The 26,780-nt window shown below is 63.8% G+C and carries 21 protein-coding genes and 1 pseudogene; 5 read left to right on the forward strand and 17 right to left on the reverse strand.

Going from position 1 to position 26,780, the window contains the following annotated elements:
* Nucleotides 1–80: 80 nt before the first annotated feature.
* From tsaE to glmS, 5 genes are all read right to left on the reverse strand, one after another.
* Nucleotides 81–641 carry a tRNA (adenosine(37)-N6)-threonylcarbamoyltransferase complex ATPase subunit type 1 TsaE gene (gene tsaE / locus QMK17_RS05135; protein WP_442972692.1) on the reverse strand — a complete coding sequence of 187 codons (561 nt, stop codon included), beginning with the start codon at nucleotides 639–641 and terminating at the stop codon, nucleotides 81–83.
* Complete coding sequence (locus tag QMK17_RS05140; protein WP_283507365.1) at nucleotides 562–1,602, reverse strand: alpha/beta fold hydrolase; 1,041 nt, start codon at nucleotides 1,600–1,602, stop codon at nucleotides 562–564. The genes tsaE and QMK17_RS05140 overlap by 80 nt, the downstream gene beginning before the upstream one ends.
* Nucleotides 1,599–2,891, reverse strand: a complete 1,293-nt coding sequence (alr, locus tag QMK17_RS05145) for an alanine racemase (RefSeq protein WP_442972693.1) — start codon at nucleotides 2,889–2,891, stop codon at nucleotides 1,599–1,601. The genes QMK17_RS05140 and alr overlap by 4 nt, the downstream gene beginning before the upstream one ends.
* A 52-nt stretch (nucleotides 2,892–2,943) precedes the next feature.
* The gene (locus QMK17_RS05150) at nucleotides 2,944–4,377 is read right to left on the reverse strand and encodes an NAD(P)H-hydrate dehydratase (RefSeq protein WP_283507367.1); all 1,434 of its coding nucleotides are present in this window, start codon (nucleotides 4,375–4,377) and stop codon (nucleotides 2,944–2,946) included.
* 118 nt (nucleotides 4,378–4,495) lie between these two features.
* Nucleotides 4,496–6,358, reverse strand: coding sequence for a glutamine--fructose-6-phosphate transaminase (isomerizing) (gene glmS / locus QMK17_RS05155; RefSeq protein ID WP_283507368.1), 1,863 nt, complete (start codon nucleotides 6,356–6,358; stop codon nucleotides 4,496–4,498).
* A 75-nt stretch (nucleotides 6,359–6,433) separates the two neighbouring features.
* Between glmS and QMK17_RS05160 the strand changes: the two genes are divergently transcribed.
* The gene (locus QMK17_RS05160) at nucleotides 6,434–7,288 is read left to right on the forward strand and encodes a dienelactone hydrolase family protein (protein ID WP_283507369.1); all 855 of its coding nucleotides are present in this window, start codon (nucleotides 6,434–6,436) and stop codon (nucleotides 7,286–7,288) included.
* 9 nt (nucleotides 7,289–7,297) lie between these two features.
* Here QMK17_RS05160 and QMK17_RS05165 read toward each other — a convergent pair whose 3' ends face one another.
* From QMK17_RS05165 to QMK17_RS05175, 3 genes are read right to left on the reverse strand one after another with little or no spacing between them, the layout of a single operon-like run.
* Nucleotides 7,298–7,543 carry a hypothetical protein gene (locus QMK17_RS05165; protein ID WP_283507370.1) on the reverse strand — a complete coding sequence of 82 codons (246 nt, stop codon included), beginning with the start codon at nucleotides 7,541–7,543 and terminating at the stop codon, nucleotides 7,298–7,300.
* 29 nt (nucleotides 7,544–7,572) lie between these two features.
* Nucleotides 7,573–9,498, reverse strand: coding sequence for a hypothetical protein (locus QMK17_RS05170; RefSeq protein ID WP_283507371.1), 1,926 nt, complete (start codon nucleotides 9,496–9,498; stop codon nucleotides 7,573–7,575).
* Entirely contained in the window at nucleotides 9,495–9,989 is a 495-nt protein-coding gene (locus tag QMK17_RS05175) for a hypothetical protein (protein ID WP_283507372.1), read from the reverse strand. The genes QMK17_RS05170 and QMK17_RS05175 overlap by 4 nt, the downstream gene beginning before the upstream one ends.
* On the opposite strand from QMK17_RS05175, the gene QMK17_RS05180 reads away from it, so the two are divergent.
* Nucleotides 9,988–11,028 (forward strand): LLM class F420-dependent oxidoreductase, encoded by a 1,041-nt coding sequence (locus QMK17_RS05180; RefSeq protein ID WP_283507373.1) that lies wholly within the window; start codon nucleotides 9,988–9,990, stop codon nucleotides 11,026–11,028. The genes QMK17_RS05175 and QMK17_RS05180 overlap by 2 nt on opposite strands.
* A gap of 80 nt (nucleotides 11,029–11,108) precedes the next feature.
* Here QMK17_RS05180 and glmM read toward each other — a convergent pair whose 3' ends face one another.
* The 8 genes from glmM to eccCa all read right to left on the reverse strand — a co-directional run bounded on the left by glmM (nucleotide 11,109) and on the right by eccCa (nucleotide 21,002).
* On the reverse strand, nucleotides 11,109–12,446 hold the full coding sequence (gene glmM / locus QMK17_RS05185; RefSeq protein ID WP_283507374.1) for a phosphoglucosamine mutase: 1,338 nt from the start codon (nucleotides 12,444–12,446) through the stop codon (nucleotides 11,109–11,111).
* Nucleotides 12,447–12,549: 103 nt separating this feature from the next.
* A complete protein-coding gene (rpsI, locus tag QMK17_RS05190) occupies nucleotides 12,550–13,101 on the reverse strand; it encodes a 30S ribosomal protein S9 (protein WP_283507375.1) in 552 nt (183 codons plus the stop codon).
* Entirely contained in the window at nucleotides 13,098–13,541 is a 444-nt protein-coding gene (gene rplM / locus QMK17_RS05195; RefSeq protein WP_283507376.1) for a 50S ribosomal protein L13, read from the reverse strand. Before rplM ends, rpsI begins: the two co-directional genes overlap by 4 nt.
* Before the next feature lie 210 nt (nucleotides 13,542–13,751).
* Nucleotides 13,752–14,093 (reverse strand): TraR/DksA family transcriptional regulator, encoded by a 342-nt coding sequence (locus QMK17_RS05200; protein ID WP_283507377.1) that lies wholly within the window; start codon nucleotides 14,091–14,093, stop codon nucleotides 13,752–13,754.
* A 98-nt stretch (nucleotides 14,094–14,191) separates the two neighbouring features.
* On the reverse strand, nucleotides 14,192–14,485 hold the full coding sequence (locus QMK17_RS05205; RefSeq protein ID WP_283507378.1) for a WXG100 family type VII secretion target: 294 nt from the start codon (nucleotides 14,483–14,485) through the stop codon (nucleotides 14,192–14,194).
* Between the two features lie 145 nt (nucleotides 14,486–14,630).
* Nucleotides 14,631–14,939, reverse strand: coding sequence for a WXG100 family type VII secretion target (locus tag QMK17_RS05210; protein WP_115964509.1), 309 nt, complete (start codon nucleotides 14,937–14,939; stop codon nucleotides 14,631–14,633).
* Nucleotides 14,940–15,150: 211 nt separating this feature from the next.
* Nucleotides 15,151–17,004, reverse strand: a complete 1,854-nt coding sequence (locus QMK17_RS05215; RefSeq protein ID WP_283507379.1) for a type VII secretion-associated protein — start codon at nucleotides 17,002–17,004, stop codon at nucleotides 15,151–15,153.
* The gene (gene eccCa, locus QMK17_RS05220) at nucleotides 17,001–21,002 is read right to left on the reverse strand and encodes a type VII secretion protein EccCa (protein ID WP_283507380.1); all 4,002 of its coding nucleotides are present in this window, start codon (nucleotides 21,000–21,002) and stop codon (nucleotides 17,001–17,003) included. The genes QMK17_RS05215 and eccCa overlap by 4 nt, the downstream gene beginning before the upstream one ends.
* 220 nt (nucleotides 21,003–21,222) lie before the next feature.
* Here eccCa and QMK17_RS05225 point away from each other — a divergent pair, with 220 nt between their 5' ends.
* The 3 genes from QMK17_RS05225 to mycP all read left to right on the forward strand — a co-directional run bounded on the left by QMK17_RS05225 (nucleotide 21,223) and on the right by mycP (nucleotide 25,325).
* Nucleotides 21,223–22,212 (forward strand): LLM class flavin-dependent oxidoreductase, encoded by a 990-nt coding sequence (locus QMK17_RS05225; protein ID WP_283507381.1) that lies wholly within the window; start codon nucleotides 21,223–21,225, stop codon nucleotides 22,210–22,212.
* A 111-nt stretch (nucleotides 22,213–22,323) separates the two neighbouring features.
* Nucleotides 22,324–23,877, forward strand: a complete 1,554-nt coding sequence (gene eccD, locus QMK17_RS05230) for a type VII secretion integral membrane protein EccD (RefSeq protein WP_283507382.1) — start codon at nucleotides 22,324–22,326, stop codon at nucleotides 23,875–23,877.
* On the forward strand, nucleotides 23,874–25,325 hold the full coding sequence (gene mycP / locus QMK17_RS05235) for a type VII secretion-associated serine protease mycosin (protein WP_283507383.1): 1,452 nt from the start codon (nucleotides 23,874–23,876) through the stop codon (nucleotides 25,323–25,325). The genes eccD and mycP overlap by 4 nt, the downstream gene beginning before the upstream one ends.
* Here mycP and eccB read toward each other — a convergent pair.
* Nucleotides 25,274–26,725: pseudogene (gene eccB / locus QMK17_RS05240) on the reverse strand (type VII secretion protein EccB). The gene mycP and the pseudogene eccB overlap by 52 nt on opposite strands.
* Nucleotides 26,726–26,780 lie beyond the last annotated feature (55 nt).

The raw sequence follows: 26,780 nt of genomic DNA on the forward strand, positions 1-26,780 counted from the left end.
GGTAGTTCAGAGTACCCGTAGCTCCGCGTTCGCAGAACCGGTGTAGTTACGACTGCTCCGCGTTCGCAGAACCGGTGTAGTTACGACCGATGGGACTCGATGCTGCGTACCAGTACCAGCCGCTCGTCGGTATCGATGTCGCGCCGAATCCGAACCGATAGATGACTGTCGACGAGTTTCTCCACCAGGCCCTCCCCCCATTCGACCACCACCACGGCGTCGGCGAGATCGGTGTCGAGATCAAGCGCGTCGAGCTCGTCCACGGCCGACTGTCCGGTCATTCCGAGCCGGTACGCATCGACGTGAACAAGCGTCACCGGAGGCTCGCCGTTGGGACGCTCGCCCGGCTTGTGTTCGCGAGCGATGACGAACGTAGGGGAACTGACCCGACCCCGAACGCCGAGACCCGCAGCGATTCCACGCGCCATCGCCGTCTTGCCTGCACCGAGTGGGCCGTCGAGGACGACGAGATCACCTGCGTGCAGCGTTTGCGCGAGTTGAAATCCGAATTCCTCGGTGTCTGCCGTCGTCCGCAGAATCGTCTCGGCGCCTTCGTCCGGTTCAGACAATGCCCCTCCGGCCGAATCGTCGTTTCGCTCGCACTTCCATTGCACGCGCACCCAATCGCACGATGGCGGCATTGACCTTGTCCGGGAACTCGAGCTGCACCAGATGCCCCGCCTGACGGATCCGCACCATGTCCGAATTCGGCAGTGCGTCGGCGAGCGCCACAGAGCTGTCGAAGGGAATGATCCAATCGTCGTCGCCGCACACGACCGTTGTCGGAATACGCGCGAGTACCGCCAAAGCATCGCTCTCATCGTGCAATTCGAGAGTCTCGAGGAAATTGACAATGGTGATCACCGACGTGTCGTCGATCATTTTCTGCGAGAAATCTACGAGCCTCGGACTCACCCGCGTGCCATACGACGCTGCGCGTAGTACCGGAGCGATCAATGTCTTCGCCGCACCACGCCCGAACTGAACCACTCCGGGAGAAGTGCGTACCGCAAGCCGGAATGCATCGACCACGGGATTGTCGAGGCTCCTCCCGAGACCGGTCTTCACGAGTCCGGCAGCAGTGGTCGAGATGAGCCCGACTCCGACGACGCGTTCGCGAATCAACTCGGGCTTCTGCCTGGCCATCGACAGCACTGTCATTCCGCCCATCGAATGCCCGATCAGAATGAGGTGTCCGCGAGGCGCCACGGCCCGGATCACGGCGTCGAGATCGAGTCCAAGTTGCGCGATGGTGCAACTCTCGGGTGACGGGACCCCTGATCGGCCGTGCCCACGCTGGTCGTAGAAGACCATGCGGACTCTCGAACCCCACTCCTGCTCGAGCGCCTGGCGCTGAAAGTGCCACGACGACATCCGAAGGCAGTATCCATGGACGAACACAGCAGTGATCGGCGCGTCCACCGGACCCACCTCACGCACGGCCAGCGGAACACCGTCGTCGGCGATCACGATCGATCCCCGGTCGGCATCCATCAGGTCGAGGTTCTCGGCGGCGAGTGGATCCTTGTTGGACCGAAGGAGCGTCTCGCGCAGTGCGATTCCGACGCTGCCGAAGATCCCGAAACTTTCGGCCAACTTCATCGGCCTACCTCCCCATTCGCGACCGCGTCCGGTTTGGAGGGCCCGGACTCGGCGGCCGCCGACGCGGCTTCGACGCCCGCGCCTCCGATGTAACGCCTGCGAGCACGTCCTCCGATACCGGTGACGACCTCGTAGTGGATCGTATCGAGCGAATCCGCCCACTCCTGCGCGAGCGGCCCGCCGCCCTCACCGGAACCGAACAGCACGGCGGTGTCTCCTTCTGCGACGCCCCCACCGTCCGGACCGAGGTCGATCATGAACTGATCCATACAGATTCGGCCGACCGAAGAGAATCTACGTCCGCCGATGGACACGTCGAACCGTCCGCTGAGGTTTCTACGCACACCATCGGCATAGCCCATCGGAACGAGTCCGACGACGGTGTCTCGCTCGGCGGTCCAGGTGTGCCCGTACGACACGCCCTCGCCCGCGCGAACCTTCTTCACGAGCGCAATCGTGGCGCTCACGGTCATCACAGGCCGAAGGCCGAAGCCGCCGAGCTCGGGAATCGGAGACAGACCGTAGACGGCGATTCCGGGTCGGACCATGTCGAAATGCAGATCGGGCCGAGTCAGCGTGGCCGCCGAATTCGCCAGATGCACTACCTCGGGACGCAGGCCCGCCGCGGACGCACGCGCGACGGTGTCCCGAAGCACCTGAGCCTGTCGGTCGTTGGCCGGGTGCCCGGGAACGTCGGCACACGCCAGATGGGAGAACATGCCGCGCAGACGGACCGATCCGTCGGCAACCGCGGAGCCCAGAATCCGAAAGACTTCGTCGAGGTCACCGATCGCCACACCGTTCCGATTGAGACCGGTGTCGATCTTGAGAGTGATATCGGCGGTTCGCTCCGCGGTACGTGCCGCTGCGGCCACGGCAGATACCTGAGGCGCCGACGAGAGCCCCAACTCGACGCCGTGCACTACAGCGGGAACGAAGTCGGTGTCGGGTCGGTGCAACCACGACAGGATAGGAGCAGTGATTCCTGCCCTCCGTAGCGCGACGGCCTCTCCGACCGTGGTGACGCCCAGTTCTTGTGCCCCTGCGGCAAGTGCTGCACGAGCCACCGCGGTGCCGCCGTGGTTGTATCCATCGGCCTTGACGACGACCATCGTCGCGGCGCTGCCCGCGTACTCGAGAAGAACACGGACGTTGTGCGCGACGGCGTCGAGGTCGACGGTTGCGGACGACCCGGATCCGGAATCGGGATCGCTCAGCACTTGATGCCGGGCAGAATCGCTGTCCACCGTTCGAGATCGTCCGCTGTCCACAGCATTCGATAGTGCCATCCGAGTGCCCGAAAAGCGCATTCGGTACAGCGGTTGATTCCACACTCCACAATCACAATGTGACCGAACGCACAGTACGAATAGCTTCGGGCACCGCCGCCAGAAGCGGACTTGCCGAAATGGGGGCAGCGAATTCGCCACCCGAACCATGCGCTGCGCCCGCAGCGGCGAGCGCGTGGACTCTGGACCCACACGCTGCCGCGAGCGACAACTCCATCCCCGACGCCGCGAGCGCACCGAGCATCCCCGACAGCACGTCGCCCGACCCGGCTGTCGATGCCGCCGAGCCGCCGGCGTCGTTGACCCACACTCGCCCGTCCGAGGCTGCGATCACCGTGGCTCGCCCCTTGAGCAGTACCGACACCCCCCACTGGGACGCGAGGTCTCGCACTGCCGACACCCGATCCGGACCAGGAGCCGACCCCGTCAGCCGCTCGAATTCTCCGGCGTGTGGCGTCAACAGAGTGGGAGCGGTGCGTCCACGAACCAGATCGGGAGCCGCCGAAAGTACGGTCAATGCGTCGGCGTCGACGACGACCGGCAGGTCGGAACCGAGCACAACACTCAACCACGAATGCGACTGCGCGCCAGTACCGAAACCGGGGCCGACGACCCACGCCTGCACACGGCCGACAGAGTCCGGATCCGCCGCCGATACCACTTCGGGGTAGTGCGAGAGGACTTCCCCTGCAGCACTTCCGACGTATCGGACCATCCCGGACGTCGCTGCGACCGCTGCTCCGGTACACAGCAGCGCTGCGCCCGGGTAGCGATCACTCCCTGCAATCACACCGACGACCCCTTGCGTGTACTTGTCGTCCTCCGCTGAGGGAATCGGCCACGCCGCACCCACCTCGGATGGTTCGAGCGAGGCAAGTTCATGGTCGCCGAGCGATAGCCCGATATCGACGAGTTCTACTCTGCCGCAATAGGGCACGGCGAGGACGTGAGCGGGTTTGCGTGCACCGAATGCAACGGTCACCTCAGCTCGAACTGCGGGTCCGTCGACCGCCCCTGTAACCGGATCAACCCCGCTCGGAATATCGGCGGCGACGATCGGAGCATCGATCTGTGCGACCAGTGCTGCAGCATCGGCTCGCAGCGGCCCGCGACCGGAAATCCCGACGATCGCATCGATGACGATGTCTTCGACACCCGGCGCAGACACAAGCCGGCCACCGGCCGCCCGAAATGCTGCGAGTCCGTCGACGTGGGTGCGATCGGGCTTCAGGAGGACAGCACTGACGGCCGCTCCACGGCCTCTCAACATCGCCCCGGCCCACAATCCGTCTCCACCGTTGTCGCCCGATCCGACCAGGACACAGACCCTGCGACCGAACACCCCACCCGTTCGCGCGAGCAGTTCCGACGCAACCACAGTTGCAAGCCCATGGGCCGCGCGCCGCATCAGAACTCCAGCTTCGAGTGAATTCAGCAGCGGGCGCTCCGCCGCCCGAATCTGGTCGGGGGTGTAGTAGTGACGCATCGTGCGGTGCTCCTCTCGCGAGCGTGGCACGGTTGGGTACCCGAAGGACGCTCGACCATGCCACACGGCGGAGCCGTATATCGGCAGAGCCATCACAGCAGCAGGCGGCAAAAGCCTGCTACTCGACGGTGACGGACTTCGCCAGGTTTCGGGGCTTGTCGACATCGTAGCCACGAGCCTGCGCCACCTCGGCTGCGAACACCTGCAGCGGAACCGTCGACAGCAGCGGCTGCAGCAGTGTTGGAGCCGCTGGGATCTCGATGAGATGGTCCGCGAACGGACGCACCGCCTCGTCACCTTCCTCGGCGATCACGACGGTCAGCGCACCACGAGCCTGCACCTCTCGGATGTTGGACAGCAATTTCGAGTGCAGCACCGCACGCCCCTTCGGTGACGGCATGACGACGATGACCGGCACGCCGTCCTCGATGAGCGCAATAGGTCCGTGCTTCAACTCACCTGCCGCAAAGCCCTCGGCATGCATGTAGGCGAGTTCTTTGAGTTTGAGTGCACCTTCGAGAGCCACCGGATAGCCGACGTGCCGACCGAGAAACAGAATCGTCGAGGTGTGAGCCAGTTCGCGCGCGAGCGCCCGTACCGGTTCGACATTGTCCAGGACGCGCTGGACGAGCGCAGGCATCGCTTCGAGATCTGCATACTCACGCGCGACTTCGTCGGGGTACTTGGTGCCGCGCGCCTGCGCCAACGCCAGTCCAACCACATAGTTCGCCGTCACCTGAGCGAGAAAAGCCTTTGTGGAGGCGACTCCGATCTCTGGACCGGTACGGGTGTAGACCACTGCATCGGCTTCTCGGGGAATCTGCGAGCCGTTCGTGTTGCAGACGGCCAGCACCCGAGCATTTTGCTCCTTGGCATGCCGAACGGCCTCGAGAGTGTCCGCCGTTTCACCGGACTGCGAAATGGCAACGACCAGCGTCGAACGGTCCAGCACCGGATCTCGGTACCGGAACTCGCTGGCGAGTTCGACCTCCACGGGAAGCCTCGTCCAATGCTCGATCGCGTACTTCGCCAACAGACCCGAATGATATGAGCTACCGCAGGCGACGACGAAGATCTTCTCCACGTCGCGGAGTTCCTGATCGGACAGACGCTGCTCGTCCAGCACGATTCGACGGTTCTCGAAGTGACCGAGCAGTGTGTCCGCGACCGCGGCAGGCTGCTCCTGAATTTCCTTGAGCATGAAGTAGTCGTAGCCACCTTTTTCCGCGGCAGCCAGGTCCCAGTCGATGTGGAACGGCCTGCCCGACGCCTTGACGCCATCGAAATCGGTGATGGCGTACCCCCCGGCAGTGATGACCACAACTTGGTCCTGTCCGAGTTCCACCGCCTCGCGGGTGTGCTCGATGAAGGCAGCGACGTCGGACCCCAGAAACATCTCACCGACACCGACACCCACGACCAGCGGCGTCGACCGACGTGCAGCGACGATGGTGTCAGGGTGGTCGGAGTGCGTGAACACCAAAGTGAATGCGCCCTCGAGTCGACGTAGCACCGTCTTGGCGCTTTCGACGAAGTCTCCCGCAGTCGGCCCGTTCGAGTAGGCGGCAGACACCAGATGGACTGCAACTTCGGTGTCGGTATCGCTGGCGAACTCGATGCCCGTCGCCTCGAGCTCGGCCCGCAGCGGTCCGAAGTTCTCGATGATGCCGTTGTGCACCACTGCCACCGAGCCGGTCACGTCGCGATGCGGGTGCGCATTGCGGTCCGTCGGTCTGCCGTGCGTGGCCCAACGGGTGTGTCCCATACCGGTGGTGCCGACGAAAGTATCCCTACCGAGCTCGTCGAGTTCGGCCTCGAGATTGGCCAAACGACCGGCTTTTCGCTCGATTTTCGTGTGGCCCTCACCGTCGAGAATCGCGATCCCTGCGGAGTCGTAGCCTCTGTATTCCATACGCCGTAGCGCCTCGACCACAACACCAAGAGCTGGGCGGTGGCCGACGTATCCCACGATTCCGCACATGGTGGTTCAGGGTACCCGCCGGTTCGAGAGCCCCATACCTGCGTCGACGGCGCGCGATCCGATAGCGTTGTGAGCGTGGCGACACCAAAGAAGCTTGCAGCCCTACTCGGTCAACGCGGCCCGCACAAGGTGCTCCGCGGCAACCTCGCGCTCGCCGGCCAGCCCGGCGTCGTCTTCAGTCCAGCTGAGGGCTACAACTTGCCCGCTGTCGCCTTCGGGCACGGCTGGCTGTTGGGCGCGGACCGGTACGCAAACACACTGAAGCATCTAGCCTCATGGGGCATCGTTGCGGCCGCCCCCGACACCGAACGTGGGCCGATTCCATCACATCGAGGACTGGCAAGCGACCTCGGCACAGTCTTGGACATCGTCACCGGTGTTCGGTTGGGAACCGGCAACATCAGTGTCCACCCCGACAAACTGGCAGTCGTAGGACACGGCATGGGCGCAAGCGTGGCAGTCCTCACCGCTGCGGCCAGGTCCGATGTCAAAGCAGTGGCCGCCTTGTACCCGGCGCCGTCGTCACCCAGCGCGGAGGAGGCAGCGCACACGCTGACCATTCCCGGACTCGTTCTCGGAGACGCCGCGATCACCGACTCCCTCAACGACAACACGGTCTCGCTGGCAGGTGCGATGGGCGGGCCGTCGATCTTCCGCCGGATCGACAAGGCGTCGTCCGACGGAATCGTCGAAGGGCGGCGCCTGATGAGCCCCCTTGTGGTCGGCGGAACCGAGAGGTCGACAGTGCGCACCACTCGCATCCTGCTCACAGCATTCCTGCTGTTTCACCTCACCGGCGACAAGACGTACGAGGAACTGGCGGGCGACGCGGAATTGAAAGGCACCCGGCTGATCGACCCGCACGCTCCGATCGCCGATCAGCCGAAACCGAGTCCGCTGTCTGCTGTCCGCGCGGTCATCGGGCGCTGAAGCCCGGAATCACCCCAACCAACTCGGCCACGGCGAATCATCTTCGTCTTTCTCCTCGGGCAACGCTCGGCGCGGCCTGACGTCGAGGTTCGCCGGAAGTAGAAACGAGTGCGGCGAGTAGCTGTCATTCCGATCGACCCCTGGCGTCGTCGTGGCGCTCGGCGCTCTTCGCTCGACGACATCACGAGTGATTTGCTGAAATCGCAGTGTCGATTTCTCGAGCGAGGTTCGATGCTCGTCGCAGATTCGATCCATTTCCTGTCGCCACCGCGGAGCGGAGTGGCTCACAGTGGACCCGCCTCGGTGAGGTGTGCACCGGAGCCGGTCGGATCCGGTATCGGAGGTTGGGATATCGGAGGTTGGGGCAGCTCCGGAGATGGAACGATGCTCGGTGGCGTGACACCACCATGCGCGAGGGTTTCTGCGGGTATTGCGGACTGGTCGGAAACACCAGCCACCGCTGGGACAGCGGTGTTTTCAGGGACAGCGGTATCTGCAGGGACCGCGTTCATCCGAGGGTCAGTGTTCACCCCAGGGGCGAGGGACACCGCGGGGGTCGGCTCGTCCGAACCGGGCGTCGGGCTCAGCAATCCGTCGGTCTGGACAATGACGGGTAGCCCGAAGGGTCCCGGCCGCACCTCGAAGTGCTGACTGGCACCGTCAGGAGTTCCCAGTTCGAGCGATACGGTCCCATTGTGTGTCAATGCGATCCGAGCACTGTGCCCGTCCAGGGCCGCTTCGAGATGCCCACGTTCGGAGGTTCCGTCCACCGGTACGGGCGAGCCCACCTCAGGAGCAGGCGGAAGTGCGGGTAGCGGGAGCGATGCAGGTGGGGCCGGCGCCGTCGGAGCGGGAAGACTTCCCGGGCCGGCAGTACCGGGCCCTTCCTGCGGCCCGGCCTCGGCAGGACCGCCAGCATCCGGCCCGGCTGCGGTGAGGCCCTCCATGGCGTCGTCCAACGCGGACTTCAAGCGATCGGTGAGTTCGGCGCCTGCTTTTTCGATTGCCCCCACAAGATCGTCGCACGTAGGCATTCGTCCGAACAGGGTCTCGAGCGCCGTGCCAACGTTTTCCGGCGTCGAGTCCTCCGCCGGCCGTCTGTCGGGCACTGGGTTGTTGGGCACTGGGTTGTTGGGCATAGGACTGCTGGGCACAGGACTGCCGGGGACAGCATCAGCAGCTGCGGGGGCATCGCTCACACGGCCATCGCACGCAGCGATATTCGATGTCATGACACCGGGAGCGGCGACGTTCACAGCAGAGGCGCCCGCAGCGGCAGTACCCGCGGCTGGAATGCCGGAAACAAGCGGGTCTGTCTCCAGCGGTGGGGAATCGGCGACGAACTCGGTGTTCCCCACCGGCGGAAACTGCGCCGCATCGACCCCCTCGGCCACCGTTGCCACAGTCGAGAGAATGCTTCGCACAGCAGTATCCGTCGATCCGCAGACCTCCGCGAAGTGCTGACACGCCCCGGACACTATGGGAGCGAAAGTGTTTCGTAGCCAGTCCGCGCACACGGCCTTCGCAGAGGCCAATCTGTCCCGCTCGGACTGGTCGACAGACCCTGCGTCGACGCCGAACGGAAGCGCCAGGCCCGGCGCCACCGACGGCACCAGCGACTGCACCGCGGGGAGCACCGCAGCAACCTCGGCAATCAACATGCGCGACGTAGCTATCGGCACATCGGGATCGATCTCGGACAGCGCGTCGATGCACTCGACGACAGGGAGGGGCTTTCCGTCGACGAGCCCTTGCTCAGCTGCCGCCGTCGGATCGAAGCGACCGATTTCCGCAGCCTTGTCGGCCACCGCAGTACGGATGTTCTCGCCCGCAGCTCCCATGACCTGACCGAGTTGGTCCATCGCCGCAGCGAGTCCACGCGCGAGAGCGACATCCGAGGCGATGTCGGCCGCTGCTTGCTCCCCCGCCGGACCTTTCCATGCACTTCGCAGCAAGGCCAGCCACTGCTCCTGACTTTCGACCTCGACCCCGGCTGCGGCTGCACAGTCGGTCGCGGATTTCGCGTCGGCCGACAGACAGGCCAGATTCAGCCCTCGCTGCTGGTCGTAACGGGCGCACAGTTCGGTGTAGGTCCACGTCGTAGCAGCGCTCACTCGATGAAGGATTGGGAGGTAGCGTTCGAAGTACAGAAGTCCCGCGGCACCGTCGTCGAGAATCTTGTCGACGGAAGCGCCGCCCTCGGGACTCATCGCTCGGCGGCACGGTCAGCACCGGCAAGCGACTGCGAGGTGACCTCGTCCGCGGATGTGTAATGCGCACAACTTCCGCGGAGTTGGACGGCGTTGTCCTTACTCACTTCGCTCCAGCGGGTAAGCATCGACTCTGCCCCCTCGAAGCCGGCGGCGATTCTCACGCCCAGGTCACCGTAGTTTCGCCCGGCTTGGTCATAGCCGAATTCCCACGCTTCGGCCTTGCTTGCGACATCCGACAACGCACCCGACGAGGTGTCGAAATTGTTCGCGATGTCGGTGACGGACCTCGAGTCGATCTCCATGTCGGCCATTCCCCCACGTCGAACCGTTCGGGACCGATCGGTCCCCTGCCATGTTCGACGCAGCCCACGTGGATACGGTTCCATCCGATACCGGTAACGTCCGAGATCAAGAACTCGGGTCGGACGGTACTTCGAACCTGCGCCGCCCGACCCCGGTAGATACATCTCACCTGCGAGGAGTCTCATGCATATCGGAACCATGCTGAATTATTCGGGCGGATTCAGCGAGACCGTCGCAGAAGTGGCGGAGCTGGAGAAGGCTGGCCTGGACATCATCTTCGTCCCCGAGGCCTATTCGTTCGACGCCGTGAGCCAGCTCGGGTTCCTCGCTGCGAAGACGTCCACGATCAAGATCGCATCGGGCATTTTTCAAATTTACACACGCACGCCGTCGCTCACCGCGATGACCGCGGCCGGACTCGACTACGTCTCGGACGGCCGGTTCGTGCTCGGGCTCGGCGCGTCGGGACCTCAGGTTGTCGAGGGCTTTCACGGCGTCAAGTACGACGCACCCATCGCCCGTACGCGCGAGGTCGTCGAGATCTGCCGCCAGGTGTGGCGTCGCGAGAAGGTCGAGCACCAGGGCAAGTATTACCAAATCCCGTTGCCCGCCGAGAAGGGCACAGGCCTCGGCAAGCCTCTCAAGCTGATCAATCATCCTGTGCGTGAGCGCATCCCAGTGGTGATTGCTGCTCTGGGACCGAAGAATGTCGAGCTCACCGCAGAGATCGCCGAAGGCTGGCAGCCCATCTTCTACTTCCCGGAGAAGGCCGAACAGGTATGGGGCGATGCACTCGCCGCCGGTAAGGCCAAACGCGATCCGTCACTCGGCGAATTACAGGTCTTCGCAAGCCCGACACTGGCCATCGGCGAGGATGCCGAGAAGTACCTGCCCTGGGTCAAACCCCACCTCGCCCTCTACATCGGAGGCATGGGAGCCAAGGGCAAGAACTTCTACAACGACCTTGCGCAGCGCTACGGGTACGAGGCCGAAGCCGAGAAGATTCAAGATCTCTACTTGGCAGGCAAGAAAGAGGAAGCCGCAGCAGCGGTGCCCGACGAGTTGGTTCGCGCGGTCAACCTCATCGGACCGGAGAGCTACGTCAAGGAGCGCGTCGCAGCCTTCGCCGAGGCAGGTATCACGACACTGAACGTCGCTCCGCTTGCCGAGGATACGGCCGGACGCGTTGCCCAGCTCACTGCGCTACGCAATCTCACCGCGTGATCGAGCGCATTGCTCGAGTAGCCACTGCCTCATCAAAGTAGCCACTGCCTCATCGAGTAGCCACTGCCGGATCGTGTAGTTCAGACTTGCCCGACCCGGCTCGCCAGATCCTCGGCGAGTCGGCGGGCGAGATCCGGCTCCGCGGCCTCGACCATCACTCGAACCAGTTGCTCCGTTCCGCTCGGCCGCAACAGAACTCGACCGGTATCCCCGAGCACGCCCTCCACCTCGGCGACACCGTCGAGTACGGACTTCGATAACGCCACCGCGACCTTATCCGACACCTTCACGTTGATCAGCACCTGTGGAAGTGTCGTCATCACTGACGCTAGATCCGCGAGCGAACGGCCTGTGGCAGCCATGCGGTCCATGACCAGCAGAGCGGTGAGAACGCCGTCGCCCGTGGTGCCGAACTGCGGCAGCACGACATGGCCGCTCTGCTCCCCGCCCAGAGCGTATCCACCGGCGCGCAGTTCTTCGAGCACGTAGCGATCACCTACAGCTGCAGTGCGCAACGTGATACCTGCCTCCCGCATGGCTATGTGGAGACCGAGGTTGCTCATCACCGTTGCGACCAAGGTGTCGGCGGTCAGTGTTCCCGACTCCTTCATTCCGACAGCCAGCACGGCCATGATTTCGTCGCCATCCACGATCGCACCCGTCGCATCGACGGCGAGGCAGCGATCGGCGTCGCCGTCGTGCGCGATTCCCAGATCGGCGGAGTGCTCGACGACCGCCTTTTGCAGAGCGTCCATGTGAGTCGAACCGCAACCGTCGTTGATGTTGAGCCCGTTCGGCTCGGCATTGATTGCAATCACCGTGGCACCCGCGGCGGTGTAAATCTCAGGTCCGACGACCGACGCCGCTCCATGCGCGCAATCGACCACGATCGTCAGACCGTCGAGGCGATTCTCGGGTGCAGTTCCGACATGGTCGATGTAACGCTTGGCGGCGTCGTCCGCGATGCGAACACGCCCGATCCGGTCACCGGTTGCCGCGAACGACATGGCCCCGCCTGCGATGAATTGTTCGATTCGATCCTCTACGTCGTCATCGAGCTTGTGCCCGCCCGCGGCGAAGATCTTGATCCCGTTGTCCGGCATCGGATTGTGCGAGGCTGAAATCATCACGCCGAGCGCAGCGTCGTACTCCGAAGTAAGAAAAGCTACGGCGGGCGTGGGAAGAATTCCGACGTCGACGACATCGACGCCCGAAGCTGTCAGACCTGCGGTCACGGCGGCAGCAAGCATTTCGCCACTTGCGCGCGGATCACGGCCCAGGACGGCCACCGGACGGGCATTTCTCGACTCGGGCGCGAGTACCGCGGCCGCGGCCTTGGCGACCTGCAGCGCAAGTTCTGGAGTAAGCAGGCCGTTGGCCAGTCCCCGAACCCCGTCTGTTCCGAAAAGTCGAGTCATACGAATAGTCCCCCTTGACGAGAAAACATCGAAAAAAACGCCGCGAGGGCAGGCACCCGATACTGCGGCGCCTGCCCTCGCGGGTAAAACTGGTGTGAAAGCGTCAGCGCTTGGAGTACTGCGACGCCTTACGGGCCTTCTTCAGGCCGTACTTCTTCCGCTCGACTGCACGAGCGTCACGCGTGAGGAATCCAGCGGCCTTGAGCGCCGGGCGATCATCGGGGGTGACCTCGATGAGCGCACGCGCGATGGCGAGACGCAATGCGCCTGCCTGACCGGAGGGCCCGCCGCCGTGAAGCAGAGCGATGATGTCGAAGGACTCTGCACGGTCCACGAGGACCATGGGAGCCTTGATGAGCTGCTGGTGAACCTTGTTCGGGAAGTAATCTTCCAGAGTGCGGCCGTTGAGCTTGAAGCCACCGGTACCGGCCGAGAAGCGGACGCGCGCGACAGCTTCCTTACGGCGACCGACGGTCTGAACGGGGCGATCGAACAGGATCGGTGCGGGCGCTGCAGCAGCGGCCTCGATCTCTTCGACGACCTCGGGCTCTTCGACAGCCACAAACTCGTCTGCGGCGATCTCGACCTCTGGAGCAGATTCGACCTCTGCGGGGTTTTCCTGCGACGTCACGTCATTTCCCTCCGGCGCCGTCACTGGGACACCTGCTTGATCTCGAACGGAACGGGCTGCTGCGCGGTGTGCGGGTGGTTCGGTCCCGCGTACACCTTGAGCTTGCCCACGATGGCATTACCGAGCTTGTTCTTCGGGATCATGCCCTTGACTGCCTTCTCCACCAAACGATCCGGGTTGTTCTCCAGGATCTGTCGAGTCGAGCGCGACTTCAAGCCGCCCGGGTGGCCGGAGTGGTGGTGGTGGAACTTGCCGTCGAGCTTGTTGCCACTGACGGCAACCTTCTCCGCGTTGATGATGACGACGAAGTCGCCACCGTCGACGTTGGGTGCGTAGGTCGGCTTGTGCTTGCCGCGGAGCAGAGTCGCTGCCTGGACGGCGAGGCGTCCGAGCACGACGTCCGTGGCGTCGATCACATGCCAAGTCCGGGTGGTGTCCCCGGCCTTCGGGCTATATGTAGACACAGAAATTCCTGTCTTCATGATGTCGCTGCTGGCCAAAGCGTGTTGATGACCTCGGCGGCCAGTTGAGACCCGAGATCAAGAGTTCGCTGCGCAGTACTTCGCGCGGCGAGCCCATGCACGCCAACGAGGGACGATACCGGCAAGTACTCCCCCAGGTCAAAACAGGTCTCACCGATCGACCTCGGTCTGCGACGATCGTGGCCGCGAGCGTCAGCGCAACCGTACGCAGGCGATACACCGCACTGCCGCGGGGAGGGCCTCCAGCCGAGCATCGGCGATGGGTTCGCGGCATCGATCGCACCTGCCGTAGGTGCCAGCCTCCACCCGCTCGGCCGCGGCATCGAGCTCACGGATCTCGTTCTCGGCATCGTGTGCGAGCGAGCCCACCGTCGCCCGCTCGAATGCGATGGTCGACCCCTCGGGATCGTGCTCGTCGTCGTCGGTCGAGAACTTCGATGCGGCGACGATCTCCTCGAACTGCGCTCGCAACGACTCGAGCCGGGCAACTGCTACTGCCCTGGCCTCGGTAATTCGAGTCCGATGTACGTCCACCCTGTCAGTGAACTACACAATCGGGGCAACACCCAGTGCGGACAGCAGTCGGCCCCGGCATCGTGTGATGCCGGGGCCGACTGCTGCGAGGGCTCAGATCAGGAGAAGCGCGACCTGTTGGCAGCCTCTTGCTCCATCATGCGCTGATTACCCGAGGTAACCGAGCCGATGAGGCTCTGCAGAACGCCGTTGAGCTCGTTCTGAGCGTTGTTCCACTCACCTTGCTTGACCTGGTACGCATCGGAGTCGGCGCCCTGCCACGTCGCCACGAGCGGCTGTATCGATGACTTGATCTCGTCGAGCTTCTCGTTCAACGACGACCATTTGGTGGTCATCCCGCCGGCCAGATCACCGATCGCGCCGAAGTTGTACTTGATTTCACCGTTCATCATCAGTCCCTCGTATTCGTAGCGTCGACCGCAGTCGACTCAGTCAGTGAAGTGTTGTCGGGGTTGGGCAAGACATCAGGTAGAGCGCAAGCCTCTGAAGCGCAGACGGTTCAGTCCATGAACAGGTTCGGCACCCCACGGCCATCGATCAGAGGTTGAGCGTGCCGGCCACATTCTGGAAGCCGGAGACGTTGTCCTGCTCGGACTGGTCGTACTGAATGCCGCTCGTCTTGATCGACTCACTGATTCCGGCGAGGGCGTTCTCCAATTTGAACGCGCTCGAGTCCCAATTGGTCATGACCTGAGCGAACGTGGTCGAGGCCGTCCCCTTCCAGATACCGGACGCAGCCAGATCGACATCGGAGCGAAGCGCCCGAAGCAAGCCGCCGATCTGGTCACGCAGGCCGTCGACCTTTGCGGCGACAGCGATCATGGTCTGAATGTCGGTTTCTGCCATGTCGACTCCTTGTATCCTTCACGTGTCCGCGTTTCCGCGTACCCGTGTTTCTATGGTTTCGAGCACTCGGACGAATACTCGGACGAGACGGTGATTCGCGGTCGTGAGAACTACGACGACATTCCTGCGGATCTCCCCTACATACCCTTGGACGCACGGGCAGTACGAATCGGTTCCATCGAATGCACAATTTCTCGAAACTTCTTCCCGCTCATCGAGGCCTCGTCACCTCCAACGTCGCTGCGGCCCGCTCACAATCGGCTTCGAGCGCCTCCTCGGTGCCAATCGAGCTCTGGCATCCGATGTTGACCTGAAGATCGCCGTCGACGAAAACCCGCCATCGAACCACCGACTCGTCACCGGGCGACTCTTCGTACGATATTCCCACCCTTTCACCAAAATCGGTTGCACGCGAGAGGTTCCCAATCCGTGACTGCTCGCCTCGCGCGGCCAACTGAGCCGTCAGATCGTCGGCAACTCCATCCAGGGTGGCGCCCGGCACCAACTCGATCGTCGTCAACACGATCCTGCGGTCGGGGAAATCCGGTGGAATCAGCACCAGACGGGTGTCCTCGGCTCGCGGGGTCCACCCGATCGGTAACTCGATACTCGCTCGACCGTAGGCGAACCGAACGAATCCCGAATCTGGAACCGGAGTTACCACTGTGGTAGCGGCTGCCGCGGACGATTGCTGCACCGTGTTCGAAGGACTCGGGATCGAAGGATGCGGGACGGTTGCCGATCCGACCGGGATCGCGACAGGGGTCGGCGAACCCGACACCGCAACAACGAGTGCAGCGACAAGCGCCAACGCACCCATGACACCGAGGACGAGGGGCATCTTCGATCGCGCTGGGGCGAGGACGGGATGCACCTCGTCCAACCATGCACCGGCGCGAAGGGGCGATGGAGCCGCACCCTGCAGCGGAGCTTGCGAGGCAGGCATGTCCTGACGCGAGACGTCCTGGTACAACGCAATGGGAAGGTCCGCGCTCTCGGATGCGGTCGACCCATTCACCGGTCCCGAACCACGGCTCGACTCCACACCACGGTTCGACACAACGCGGTTCGACACGGGTTCTCGTCCCGATTCGGATGGCAATGTCGAGACGCCCATGCGAGCGGCCATCGAACGCACAACGTCCGCACCGCGTAAGTGGTGCATTCGATACATGCCTACACCTGCGAGAAAGTCGGCCGAGACTGGTGCAGAGGCCGTGTTCAGCACGAACACGTCGACAAGATCGCGACCACCGTGGCGGGCCGCGCTCGCGGTAACTCTCTCGCGCAGTGACTTCGACGCAGCCGACTCACGACGCCGACGACCCGGTGCCGCGCGCCGGCCCGAAGCTTCGTCGTGCACCGCTTCGTCGTGCACCGCTTCGTCGTGCACCGCTTCGTCGTGCACCGCTTCGGCGTCCACGTCTGCCGCGATATCCCGAACACCGACTTCATCCCAGTGGCCCGTTCGGCCGTAGGCCTGCGTCGAGCTGCCACCTCCGGCTGATGTTCGGGTCAGCGAACACACGATCGAGCTGGTGTCACCGATCTCCACGACCATCGCGAAGGAGGGCGCACGCTCGCCGATGGACTGCGCGGCAGCGGTAGCGGCATCCACCACTAACACCTCGCGGGCCGAGGACTTGGCTGCTTTCTGCATCACGTCCTGGCGGGCCTGACCCCAACTGGATGGGCATGCAATTTCGAGCAGATCCACGGTTCCACCCGCACCCGCACCCGATGCCAGGAGTGCTGCAGCGATGGTGCCACCGAACACCACGTCGACAGGTACCACGGTGGAGCCGACCAGCATCTCGGGATCATCGACGAAAGCCCACGGATTGCGCTCGACCGATGCCGCCGAATCGGCCATCCGGATCGGGACGTTCGGCGCGGCGACTGCGGGTACTGCACCGTCGGCATCGGCGAGATACACCGGAGAACCGGCGCGGAAAGACACCGCGGTCTCGTAGCAACGCTCGGTGACTGTGGCGCCGACCGACAGCAGGACCGACACTGTCCGATCACCCAGATGAACAGCGGCATAGGTTCGTTCGTGACTCATTCAGGAGTCCACGCCAGCTGAATCAGAGACTGGCCTCGCCGCTCGATCAACGTTCCCCTACCTGCGGGCATCGGGCTCGGCTTGACCGTTCCGATCAGATTCCCCTCGTCACGACTACCACTCATCACGAGACCAGGCGACACGAGATCCTTTATCCGCGAGATTATTTGGTCGTACATCGTCCGAGACGCACCCCCGGAGCGGCGTGCGACGACGAGGTGGAACCCAATGTCACGGGCGTGCGGGAGATATTCGGCCAACACCGTCAACGGGTTACCCGATGCGGTAGCCACCAAATCGTAGTCGTCGACTATCACGAAGATCTCGGGTCCACTCCACCAGGATCGCTCGCGGAGCTGCTGTTGCGTCACGTCCGATCCCGGCATCCGATCGGCGAGCTTGGCCGCCAGTTCGGTCATCATCGTCATCAGAACCGAATGCGACGCAGCGTATCCAGCGAGGTGGTCCGAATCCACGGTGCCGAGCATGGTGCGGCGATAGTCGGCGAGGATCAACTTGACCTGCGCAGGTGAATTGGCCTCGATCAACGACGTGCAGATCGATTTGAGCAACGCTGTCTTGCCGCACTCGGTGTCGCCGAACACGAGAAAATGTGGCTGCTCGGCGAAATCGACCGCCACTGGCTTCAACTCGGCCTCATCGATGCCGAGGGGAACCCAGAGCTCAGGGGTAGCACCCCTCGAACGCGGCCACCGCCCGACAAGCATCTCCCGCAGTTCCGACCGCGGCAAGCTCCCCGGGAGCATGCGAACTGCCGGCGCGGAGCGACCGACGTACGCTGCAGCGACCGCCGCCACAGCCGCACTTATACCGGCGCCGAGGTCGAGGGTGGATGACGAATCATCGACCCGGGGAAGCCCGATCAACAGGTGGAGTCCGTCTTTGGTGATTCCACGTCCCGGCCTGCTTTCGGGTACGCGTGCAGCCTTCACGCGCCCGAACTCCGAATCCGACGGGTCACCGAGCTTCAGTTCTATTCGCGTGCCGACCAGATCCTTCGTCGCTGGACGAATTTCCCCCCACCGCGCTGCTGTGATCAGCAGGTGGACACCGTAAGACAATCCCTGCGCTGTCAACGACGCCAGCTGAGGTTCGAGCGACTCGAAATCGGATCGAATGCTGCCCCATCCGTCGACGACGAGAAACACGTCTCCGAAATTGTCCTCACTGTCGACTGGATTTTCTACCCGTCGTCTACGGAAGTCGACCATCGAGTCGATTCCACGCTGGCGGAACAATCTCTCGCGCTGTCCGATCACGGCAGCCACCTCCGCAACCGTCCTGCGTACGCGGTCCACGTCGAGACGGCTGGCAACAGAACCCACGTGAGGAAGCCCGGCAAGTCCGTTGAGTGTTCCACCGCCGAAATCCAAGCAGTAGAACTGGACCTGCTCGGGAGTGTGCGTGAGGGCAAGCGCCATGACGAGAGTGCGCAACGCGGTGGACTTTCCGGACTGTGGCCCTCCGACGATTGCCAGATGCCCTTGCGCGGAGGACAAGTCGATCCGAAGCAGTTCGCGGCGCTGATCGAACGGACGATCGACGATGCCCAGAGGAATCCGCAGGGTCGGAGCTGCTGTCACCGACGAGACCAGAACGGAGTTCGGAATCATTCGATCGAGAGTCGGCGACGCACCGAGCGGCGGCAACCAGACCTCGTGTGCTGGGTTGCCGTGACCACGTATGCGATCGACGACAACATCGAGCACGGTGCTGCCGTCGGTCACGTCCTCGCGATCCGCTGCAGGGAGCAGATCAAGGTCCAGCCGCCCTCCCCCTTCCATGTCCTGCTGCGATCCCATCGCAACGGGATATGCGCTGAAAATTCTCGGCGCGAGATCTACGACCGAATGCCGATTTGTCCGAACCCGTCCGCGGGGTCGGACATACGGACCCGACACGTACGACGCCGCGAACCGCATGATCTCGGCAGAGTCGCACTTGAGATAGCCCGCACCGGGCTGAGCTGGAAGGTGGTAGGCGTCCGGTACACCGAGGACAGTTCGGGATTCATTCGCCGAGAATGTCTTCAAACCGATTCGGTACGAGAGGTGACTGTCCAGACCGCGCAGCTTTCCCTCTTCCAACCGTTGGCTCGCAAGCAGTAGATGCATGTGCAACGACCGTCCGAGCCTCCCGACGGCAACGAACAGATCCGCAAAATCCGGTTGCTGACTGAGCAATTCCGAAAATTCGTCGACGACGATGAACAAGGCAGGCAACGGTGCAAGCGATGCCCCCGCCGCGCGCGCCTTCTCGTAGTCGGTCACGTTGGCGAAATTCCCCGAATCACGCAGGACTTCCTGACGCCTGTTCATTTCGCCCGCCAGCGCGTCTTTCATTCGGTCGACGAGGGCGAGGTCGTCCGACAGATTGGTGATCACCGCTGCGACATGGGGCGCATCCTCGAGCCCGGCGAAGGTCGCTCCACCCTTGAAGTCCACCAGAACCAGATTCAACTGATCGGGTCCGTGGGTGGCGACGAGCCCGAGCACGAGCGTCCGTAAGAATTCGGATTTACCAGAACCGGTTGCTCCGATACACAGGCCGTGCGGTCCCATGCCGTTCTCGGCGGATTCCTTCAAGTCGATCTCGACCGCGCTGCCGTCGGGCGCGACGCCGATCGGTACGCGGAGCCGATCGCGGCCTCGCCGAGGCGTCCACGCTCTATCCGGGTCGAGCTGTCCGACGTCGGGAATCGACAGTAGGCGATTCCAGCTGGCGATCGATTCCGGCTCGTCCGTCGACGGATCGGTGCCGGCGGAGGCCACGGTTCGGTAGGGCGACAGCCGTCGTGCGACGGTCTCCGCTTGCGCGACACTCAGTACGTCGGCTGCCCCGAACACCTCGAGCTGCGGTCCGCTCACCGCACCGATCGATCCGTTCTCTGTGAACAGACGTAGACCACGACTTGTAGCCAGACTCGTCGCGAAACCGGACAGGTCGACCAGGGTCACCGATTCCAGTCCGGTTCGCACCAGGTCGGTACCACTGTTGTCGAGCAGACCGCCGTCGATCACGATGACGAGGTGCGGAACACCGGCGGTCGGTGGCGTGCCGCGGGCGAATCTGTTTCGGAGCGAGAGGTATTCGCCGAGAGCGCCTTCCAGTTCGAGGAACGAACCGTAGATCATGCGCGCGGTTCCGGCACCATCACGAATCAGATCGTGCTGCGTGTGAGGAAGCCACTTCGTCCACTCCCAGTGGGCCACCGTGTCCGGACCACACACCACCGCGACGCGAACCTGGTCGGGATCGTGAAACATGCACAGTGACGCGAGCATCGAACGTACGACTGCCCGTCCCGCCGCGCGATCGCCGGTGACGGAAACCGCGGCGAATCCCCGCATCGACACTGCAGTCGGCAAAACGCTCACGACCGAATGTGCGCGCACGAACCGTCTGAGCGACACGGCCGACACCGGTTCCAACTCTTCGACCGGACCGGTCTCGGGAGCAACGAGGCGAGTTGCCAGGCGCTGAGAACCGCGACCTACTCTGATATGGCAGAAATCTGGATCCGCGACGCGCCGCTCCCACATTCGAGAAGTGCCCGCCAACGACCACAACACATCGGGATCGGGGTGAGACCATTCCAATGCTCTCCGCTGACTCGTCGATGTGACGGCAACGTCCTTACGAAGCTGGTCGAGGTAGCGCAGGTAGTCCTTGCGATCTTCGTTGGCCTCAGCCGTTCGTGCGCCCCCGGATCGGCCGCCGCCCGCCACCATCCCCAGCATCGACACCATCATCATGGCTGGAAACATCAACATCATCGGGTTGGCCGCCATACCCGAGGTGAACATCAACGCGACCATGCCCACCATCGCCGCGACCATCACCACCGGCATGAGCTTGGTCACCAGATTGCCTGGAACGATGCGCGGGATCTCCGGCGGTGCCTGTAGCGCTACTTCCCCACCGGGAGTCCGCGGCACAGGTCGACGCGCACCACGAATGAACCGAACCGTACTCACGTCTGCAGATGCCCCCACCTGGTCGGTATCCCCATTACCGCAGACACTCTCGTTTCCCAGGCGAGAGGTCTGTTTCGCGAAAGGCTAGCTCATCGGCGCCAGTGCGGCCAGTCCGATCCGCGCATCGGAATACCGAGTGGTGCGGACCGGTTGAAGCGACAAGACAAACGATCTCTGCACGAGAAACGTTCGACATTCGTACGAAAGGCTGGCGCCCACTGTGTCCGTTCCACTCTCCATCCTCGATCTGGCGCACATCGGCGAAGGCGAATCCGTGAAGGACAGCTTCGACGCCAGCGTCGCTCTCGCTCAGCACGCGGAGGACTGGGGTTACCGCCGCATCTGGTACGCAGAGCACCACAACATGCGCTCCATCGCATCGTCGGCAACCAGTGTTCTCATCGGCCATGTCGCCTCCAACACCAGCCGTATCAGGCTCGGTTCCGGCGGCGTGATGCTGCCCAACCACGCACCTCTGTCCATCGCCGAGCAGTTCGGGACCCTCGCCACACTTCACCCAGGCCGGATCGACCTCGGTCTCGGCCGAGCACCGGGAAGCGATCAGCAGACGATGCGGGCCATGCGTCGCGATCCGTCGTCGGCCGACCGCTTCCCCCAGGACGTTCAGGAGTTGCAGGGCTACCTCTCCGACAACTCACTCGTCCCGGGAGTTGTCGCGACTCCTGGCCAGGGTACGAACGTTCCGCTGTACATCCTCGGATCGTCACTGTTCGGCGCACAACTCGCCGCCGCCCTCGGTTTACCGTTCGCCTTCGCCTCACACTTCGCACCGGATGCACTCGAAGAAGCCGTCGCCATCTATCGCCGAGACTTCCGTCCGTCTGCGCAACTCGACGCCCCGCACGTCATCGTCGGTGTCAACGTGATTGCCGCGGACTCCGAAGCTTCAGCGCAAGAACAATTTCTCGCTACCAAGCGGAGCCGAGTGAGCTTGCTTCTCGGCCGTGGACGTAGCTTCACGGACGAAGAAGCCGACATGCTGCTCGACGCACCGCAAGGGCGCCAGATCATGCAGATGGTCAAGTACTCGGCGGTGGGTACGCCCGCAACGGTCAAGGACTATCTCGATCGTTTCGCTCGTCACGCCGATGCGGACGAGTTGATCGTTGCGTCCGGCGTCGTCGATCGCGCGTCCTGGCTGCGATCCTTCGAGCTACTCGCCGACGTCAGCGAGCTCACCCCAGCCTGACGGCAATGCGTCCCTGGGCCACGCGCCCAGGTCCCCTCCCCGGTATCGGCACCGATATCGTAGAGTCGCTGGCGGCCGAGCAGATGCGGCCGCCGATTCCGGGGGGAATGCATGACAGGGAATCTTTCACAGACGGTGGGCCGAAACGGTACACACGCCGGGGAGTTCGGATCGCGCCGAAACGATGCAGGGCAGGGTAGGGACGAGCGGAGTCAGGACCCGGCAGCTCAGCGCGCCGTCGCGCCGTTGGAGTTGTGCCGCCTGACGATCCTCGCGCAGTCTGTACAGGTCGACCTTGCCCTCCCGACAAACATCCCCGTCGCCCTTCTCGTCCCCGGAATCGTCGAGGTACTCGGTGGCCGAAGCCCCTCGGGGCACGCGGCGGCGAACCCCGCCGCAGTCGATGGGGACGGGCGAGCATGGGTGCTGTCCAAAGTTGGGCAGCCGCCGCTCGACGGCACCGTGACCCTCGACGAGGCGTCGATCCGCGACGGCGAGCTGCTCGTCCTCGGCGCTGCCGACAACCCCGCTCCGCCACCACTGTTCGACGATCTGATGCACGCGGTAGCGACCTCGGGAACATCGACATTCGGATTGTGGACGGCGACGACCGCGCGGTTCGTGGGTTTCGGGGTTGGTGCCCTCGCAGTTCTACTCGGATGCCTGGCGCTTGCGAGGTCACCGTTCGGCGCGGGACCGGACAGCAGCATATTTCTCGAGATCGGTGTCGCCTCGGCGGTCGCTGGAATTCTGTTCGTCGTAGCAGGTTCGATCGTGACCAGGGTTTACCACGACGGCCAGACCGGAGTGTTCCTTTCTTGCTGTGCGCTACCGCTCGCGTTCACCGCTGGAATCGCGTTCGTTCCAGGTTCTCTCGGCGCACCCCACCTCCTCCTCGGTGCGTCGACTGTCGGTGTGACCGCGGCGCTGGCCTCTAGGCTTGGCGGACACGGCGCCGCTGTGTTCACCGGCACTGCCACGGCAGCAGCGATTACGGTCGCAGCCGCTCTCGTCCTGTTGTTCACCGATCTGCCGATCGGTGCGGTCGGTGCGGGGACAGCAGTACTCGCGCTGGCGGGTCTGGCGTCGGCACCAAGGTTGTCGATGATGCAGGCACGTCTGCCATTGCCTCCGGTTCCCACTGCGGGCGCCACACTCGACGAGGTAGGCGACGACGAACACCCTGGTGTGGGCGAACTGGAGAACCTCTCGCGCCGCGCACGCAGCTACCTCACCGGGCTCGTCTACGCGGGAAGCTGCGCTACGACGACGGGGGCTCTCCTCGCCGCACTGATGTCGCGGCCCGACGGCACCTACTGGCCGGGTATTGCTCTTGCGCTACTTGTTTCACTTGTCCTGATTCTTCGAGGACGAACATTCGCCGAGGTACAACACGCGATTCCGCTGGTTGCCGGTGGCACCGTCATAGGTTTGGCCCTCCTCGGTGTCGCGGTGTTCGCCTCACCGCCGATGACGCTCGGTGTGTTCGCAGTCGCGCTGGGGATCACCGTGGTCGCCGTGATTTTCGGGTCCGTGGTCCCCACCCGTGACTACTCACCGGTACTGCGTCGCAGCGCAGAGTTGATCGAGTACTCGGCGATCGCAGCAGTCCTTCCGTTGGCGTGCTGGGTCTGCGGCCTGTATTCGGCCATGCGCGGCCTGTGAACATCGGCAGCGCGCTCCGGCGGTGCACCCGGGCCGTTTCGGTCTTCGCTGCAGTGGTTCTGCTCGCCGTGTTCTCGTGGGGTCACGGGACGGCCTCAGCCGACCGTCCGTTCGTCGACCCGGCGTTGCTCCCCGAACCCGCGCCCCCGGGGCCACTCGAGCCGACCGAGCAACGAAACGCGTGCGTTCCCGTCTCGGCGAAGACAGACGGCCCGGGTGTTCCCACATCGATGAGCAGCCTCGATTTCGAAGCGGTCTGGCCTATCACCCAGGGCGAGGGCGAAATCGTCGCCGTCATCGACACCGGAGTCTCGCCGCATCCGCGACTTCCTGGTCTCCGTCCGGGAGGCGACTACGTGCACACCGGAGACGGACTGTCCGACTGTGATGCACACGGAACGCTCGTCGCAGGACTCATCGCCGCATCCAGGCAACCGGGAAGTGGATTCTCCGGAGGCGCCCCCTCGGCGCAGATCGTCTCGATAAGACAGTCGAGCAACCAATTTCAACGCGAACGACGCGCGGGCGAAGAAGAGCCGTCCTCGGTGGACAACGCCTCCGGCTACGGAAACGTTGTGACGATGGCAATGGCAATTCGCACCGCCGCAGATCTCGGCGCATCCGTCATCAACATCTCCGAAGTGGCCTGCGTTCCGAGTGGGTCAGGGGTTCCTGACGCTGCACTCGGCGCTGCGATCGACTACGCGGCACGAGTGAAAGATGTCGTAGTAGTCGCAGCAGCAGGAAATATCGGCGGGCAGTCAGCCTGCCGTAGCCAAAATCCCCTCCCCGATTCCGCGGATCCCTTCGCAGACCAATGGAATCGAGTAACCACGATCGCAACTCCTGCATGGTTCGACGATCAGGTGCTCACCGTCGGCTCGGTCGCGCCCGACGGTAGTCCGGCCGAGTTCACCCTTGCGGGCCCATGGGTCGACGTCGCCGCACCAGGCACCTCGATGACATCACTGTCACCGACCGACACCGGACTCACCGACGGCACCGTCGACAACCAGGGCAACATCTCGCCCATCCAGGGAACCAGCTTCTCGGCGCCGCTCGTGTCCGCTCTCGCGGCACTCGTCCGCGCTCATCGACCGGATCTGACTGCGCCGCAAGTGATCCAACGAATCGAATCGACTGCACACTCACCTGCGGAGAACTGGAATCCGCTCGTCGGCCACGGTGTGGTCGACCCACTCGCAGCCGTCACCGGACAGGTCACCGGCGAACACATTCCGGCCCCTGCGGAGCCGATCGCGATCGCAGCACCGGTGGTGCCCACCAGCCCGAACCTGCACCCTCGCACCGTTGCCCTCACCGGGGCCGCGGCGGTGAGCGTCGTGCTCGTCGCTGGTCTCGCTCTGTCGATTCCTTTCCGGCGACGGATCGACACTCACTCCGCGGGCAGCAACGCAGCTTCCGGATCCGGACCGACACCGTCATGAGCGGTCAGCGCCGCTGATCGACTCAATGCCGGTCCGGTGCCGAGTAATTCGATGATCTGCCACGGCGCCGTGGCCGCGCGGCCGAGCCCCAATGCTTGTGCTGCATCGCCGTCCGTAACACCGAACCTAACTCCGGTATCGGCGACGAAGAAGTACGCATCGCGGCGCCGACTCGTCGGTGCGATACCCGTTGTCTGCACGAACCCGCCGCTGCTCGGCGCGAGGTACACCTCGTCGGCCGCAGGTCCACCACCATCAGCCTGAGCCAACCGGACGGGGCGCGCAGACTCGTCGAGCGGAAGAGTTCGACCTGCCGACATCTCCAGCCGCGCAGTCGGTCCTCCGTCCGGCGCGGGCTGAGGAATCCAGGACAGACACCCCACCGGTTCGGCTGCAGAATCGACGATCGTCGGCGCGACCGACGGAAAAGTGCCGATTGCCAAAGGCGTGCCCGCCGGTATTCCCCGCAGAACATCGGGATTGAGCGAATCGATTTCGGGGCTTCCCTGAGAGTCGGCGAACTTGATCAGTTGCGCAGTCGCCTAGCTGACAACCTGAATTCCGTCGCTCAGTACAACGTAGTAGCGAACATCGACGCCCGATACCTTCACCACCGAACCGATTGTCTTGCCTGCAATGTCGTAGTCCGGCATGGCACCCGCGCGCGGAACGACGGGCGGCGCAATCGGTGGAACCACCGGTACTGCATTCGCGAGCGAAGCACTGACCGACGTCGGTTCCGCACCTTCGAGCCTCAGCGCACGAACGACCGCGCGATCGACAAGGTCGATGCGGGCGCGGACACCGTCGTACACCAGAAATATGCCGTCGCTGGTGTCCCACAGAAACGCCTCGCCAGCACCGAGCGGCGTGACGTCCTCGCCGTAGTGCGGGTCTCCCGCCAGAACGGACGTGCCCTCGACGGACCCGGTACCGCCGAGCGTGTCACACACGGTCCACGCCTGAGCATCTCCCGCCTCGTCGTGCGGCAACGTCGACGGCGCACCGGGAATTCCGACCAACGCGCCCCGTCGTTTACCCGCGAGTTCCGACTCCTGGACGACGGTCGGACTGTCGGGACTTCCGACGATGAGACGCGCCGAAGCAAGATTCATCACCGGATACAGGGTGTCGTCCAAGCGCACGTACATCGCACCGGACTCTTTGCCCACCACGATCGTGGCGTCGCCGATTTTGTCCTGCGGCCGCAGCAGTGCCAGTGCAGCGCATCCGGCCAGGCCGAGGCACGCGATCACCAATCCCACTGCCAATGCGCGCGACTGAGAGCGCATCGGGTCGTGCAGCATTCGCACGTCCCGGCGCACAAGAGCATGTTCCATTCGGCGGACGAGAAACTTGTATCCGCCGACCTGCCACTTCGTTGTCGGCGTCGCCGCCACGATCCCACCCCGAACCTACTTAGTCAGCGGCTCGCTCCCCCACGAGCCGTCCCCG

This window comes from Rhodococcus sp. G-MC3 (assembly GCF_030063335.1).
Taxonomy (GTDB): Bacteria; Actinomycetota; Actinomycetes; order Mycobacteriales; family Mycobacteriaceae; genus Rhodococcoides.